We start from the raw sequence: 2,717 nt of genomic DNA, 5'->3' as shown, positions 1-2,717 counted from the left end.
CGTAAACCATGCCAAAAGCGGCAAGCCCAGCGGCAAGGCCACCCACGCAAACCACGGATATTTACCCGCCAGCAAAGCGTTCCATTCCAAAGCCAAATCCGCCAAGTACGCAAACATCAAAGCCGTCAGGGCAACCAGTGCCGAGCCTGCCAGCAAAAACAGAAGGGCAATGCTCTTTTTCGACAGGCGTTTGGTTTGGCGGATTTTGTGGGCGAGGCGCGCCGCCCAAGTCTGGGGAAATTTCATCATAAACACGCAGTCAATGTGTTCAGACGGCCTTGATACTTTTCTCAAAGGCCGTCTGAAAACAAGGATAAAGGTTTTTAAGAACGGTAATCCGCGTTAATCGACACATATTCGTGCGACAAATCGCAGGTATAGACAGCCGCCGTCGTATCGCCGCGTTGCAAATCGATGCGGACGGTGATTTCCGGACGGTTCATCACCGCTTGTCCTGCTTCTTCGGTATAGCTTTCCGCGCGGCCGCCGTTTTCGGCCACCAACACGTCATCCAGCCACATTTTCAAAGCATCGACGTCCAAGTCTTCAATACCGGCATAGCCGACGGCTGCCAACAGACGGCCCAAGTTCGGGTCGGAGGCAAAGAACGCGGTTTTCACCAAAGGCGAATGGGCGACGGCATAAGCCACTTTGCGCGCCTCTTCGCGGGTTTTCGCGTTTTGCACTTCAATCGTAATGAACTTGGTTGCACCCTCGCCATCACGGACAATCGCCTGCGCTAATTCCAAAGCCAGCGAACCGAGCAAGGCTTTGAGCTGCGCATAGCGCGGATCGGCGGTGTTGTCGATTTCGCTCTGACCGCAACGGCCTGTCGCCATAATCACGAAGCTGTCGTTGGTGCTGGTATCTCCATCCACAGTAATCGTATTGAAACTTTCGTCTGCAATTTCTTGCGTCATCAGTTGCAAAATTGGTTGGGACACTTTGGCATCGGTGGCGATAAACGACAACATGGTCGCCATGTTCGGATGAATCATGCCCGAGCCTTTGGCGATACCGGTAGCGCGGACTGTGTGTTTTTCGCCGACCAGGCCTGTGCGTGAAGCAGCTTTCGGTACAGTATCCGTCGTCATGATGGCACGCGCCGCGTCCGACCAGAATGCAGGGCGTACTTGCGGCAAAGCGGCCACAATTTTATCCACAGGCAGCGGCTCCAAAATCACGCCGGTCGAAAACGGCATAATCTGATTGGATTGGCAGCCGACCTGTTCTGCCGCCGCCGCGCACACTTTAATCGCGTCCAGACGGCCTTGTGCGCCGGTACCCGCATTGGCATTGCCCGTATTGATGACTAAGGCACACACACCGTCTTGGTCAAACAGATGCGACTTGGCAATATGCACCGGCGCGGCGCAGAAACGGTTTTGCGTAAACACCGCGCCCACCGTATGACCGCCGCCCAACACCATCAGCGTCAAATCGTCGCGGTCTTGTTGCTTGATGCCGGCACGACCTGTAAACAGACGGATGCCGTCGATTTCCAACAATTCGTCTGCACGTTTTTCAGTCAAATTTACAGCCATATCATTTTCTCCTGTTTACACTATTTTCAGACGGCCTAAACGCTATACGCCCAATAAGGGAATCAAGATAGGCACCAATATCGCCGTCAACACGCCGTTGAGCGTCAAGCCCAAACCGGCATATGCGGCCATACGGCGGCCGTATTCCAAAGACGCCGCAATACCCATCGCATGTGAGGCCGTACCCAAAGACATTCCTACTGAAGAAGGCATATACAACGCCCCTTTCAACACTTTATATCCGACCATCTGTCCAAAAAGCCCGGCAATAATCACCGTTGCTGCCGTAATCGCCGGAATACCGCCGATAGACGCCGTGATTTCAATCGCAATCGGATTCGTCACGGATTTAGAAGCCAGCGACAGAATCACTTCGCGCGAAGCGCCCAGCCATTTGGCAAAATACACGCCCGTAACAATACCTGTCACGCTGCCCGCCAACTGCGACAGCACCACCGGCAACCACTGGCTGCGGATACGGTCCCAATTTCGATAAAGCGGCACGGCCAGCAACACGACTGCCGGTTTCAACCAAAAATCAATAAAGTGAGAAGCAGAATGGTACAGCTCGTAATCGATGGCAAATACCTTCAAATACCCCATCAACACCAGCGTACTGATCAATACCGGATTACACAGCACATTCCCCGTGCGCGCCCGAATCTGCACTGCCAAAGCATATACGGCCAAAGTCAGGAACAACATGACCGAGGGCATACGCAACAGCCCGTCTATGTTCATCACATCCACCTCCTGACCCACTCATGCACTTTGCCGGTCACCAACAATACGCAGATCGTACTGCCGATTGTGGCCGTCAAAATCGAAAACCAGTCGTTTGCAATCACGTCCAAATAGCTGATGACGGCCACGCAAGGCGGCACCAAAAACAAAGTCAGGTTCGCCATCAAAATATCTGCCAGCTCTCCCACCCAAGACAATTTGACCCAGCCGGCCTGAAGCGCGGCAAACAGCAAAGCCATGCCGACAATACTGCCCGGCAGCTTCAACCCCAAAATCCAAACGGCCGTCTCGCCCAAAGCCAGGCAACCCAATACCACCAATAAGGCACGAATAATATTCATTAAGCCGGTTTCTCCTTATCCTTTTTCAGACGGCCTCAAAAAATTTATTAATCATTGAATCATATCGTGCCACAGGCCGTCTGAAAAG

At 53.0% G+C, this 2,717-nt stretch carries 3 protein-coding genes and 1 pseudogene; all 4 read right to left on the bottom strand.

All coding sequences use genetic code 11. The features are described 5' to 3' along the window. Positions 1-246, bottom strand: a pseudogene (locus tag ACTHUE_RS14825) (chloride channel protein); the annotation flags it as partial. Positions 247-323: 77 nt separating this feature from the next. Next, positions 324-1,544 carry a bifunctional glutamate N-acetyltransferase/amino-acid acetyltransferase ArgJ gene (argJ, locus tag ACTHUE_RS14820; RefSeq protein ID WP_070460366.1) on the bottom strand — a complete coding sequence of 407 codons (1,221 nt, stop codon included), beginning with the start codon at positions 1,542-1,544 and terminating at the stop codon, positions 324-326. Positions 1,545-1,586: 42 nt separating this feature from the next. Further along, the gene (locus tag ACTHUE_RS14815) at positions 1,587-2,285 is read right to left on the bottom strand and encodes an LrgB family protein (protein ID WP_413231329.1); all 699 of its coding nucleotides are present in this window, start codon (positions 2,283-2,285) and stop codon (positions 1,587-1,589) included. Further along, the gene (locus ACTHUE_RS14810) at positions 2,285-2,629 is read right to left on the bottom strand and encodes a CidA/LrgA family protein (RefSeq protein ID WP_107769156.1); all 345 of its coding nucleotides are present in this window, start codon (positions 2,627-2,629) and stop codon (positions 2,285-2,287) included. Before ACTHUE_RS14810 ends, ACTHUE_RS14815 begins: the two co-directional genes overlap by 1 nt. Positions 2,630-2,717: the final 88 nt, after the last annotated feature.

The organism is Neisseria sp. P0021.S005 (assembly GCF_051956955.1).
The sequence above is the reverse complement of the archived record's forward strand: the minus strand, read 5'-3'. Positions and strand labels throughout refer to the sequence as shown.

What these genes read in the sequence shown, in the direction of transcription:
- argJ (WP_070460366.1), bottom strand. Translation starts at nt 1,544, where the DNA reads ATGGCTGTAAATTTGACTGAAAAACGTGCAGACGAATTGTTGGAAATC.
- ACTHUE_RS14815 (WP_413231329.1), bottom strand. Translation starts at nt 2,285, where the DNA reads ATGAACATAGACGGGCTGTTGCGTATGCCCTCGGTCATGTTGTTCCTG.
- ACTHUE_RS14810 (WP_107769156.1), bottom strand. Translation starts at nt 2,629, where the DNA reads ATGAATATTATTCGTGCCTTATTGGTGGTATTGGGTTGCCTGGCTTTG.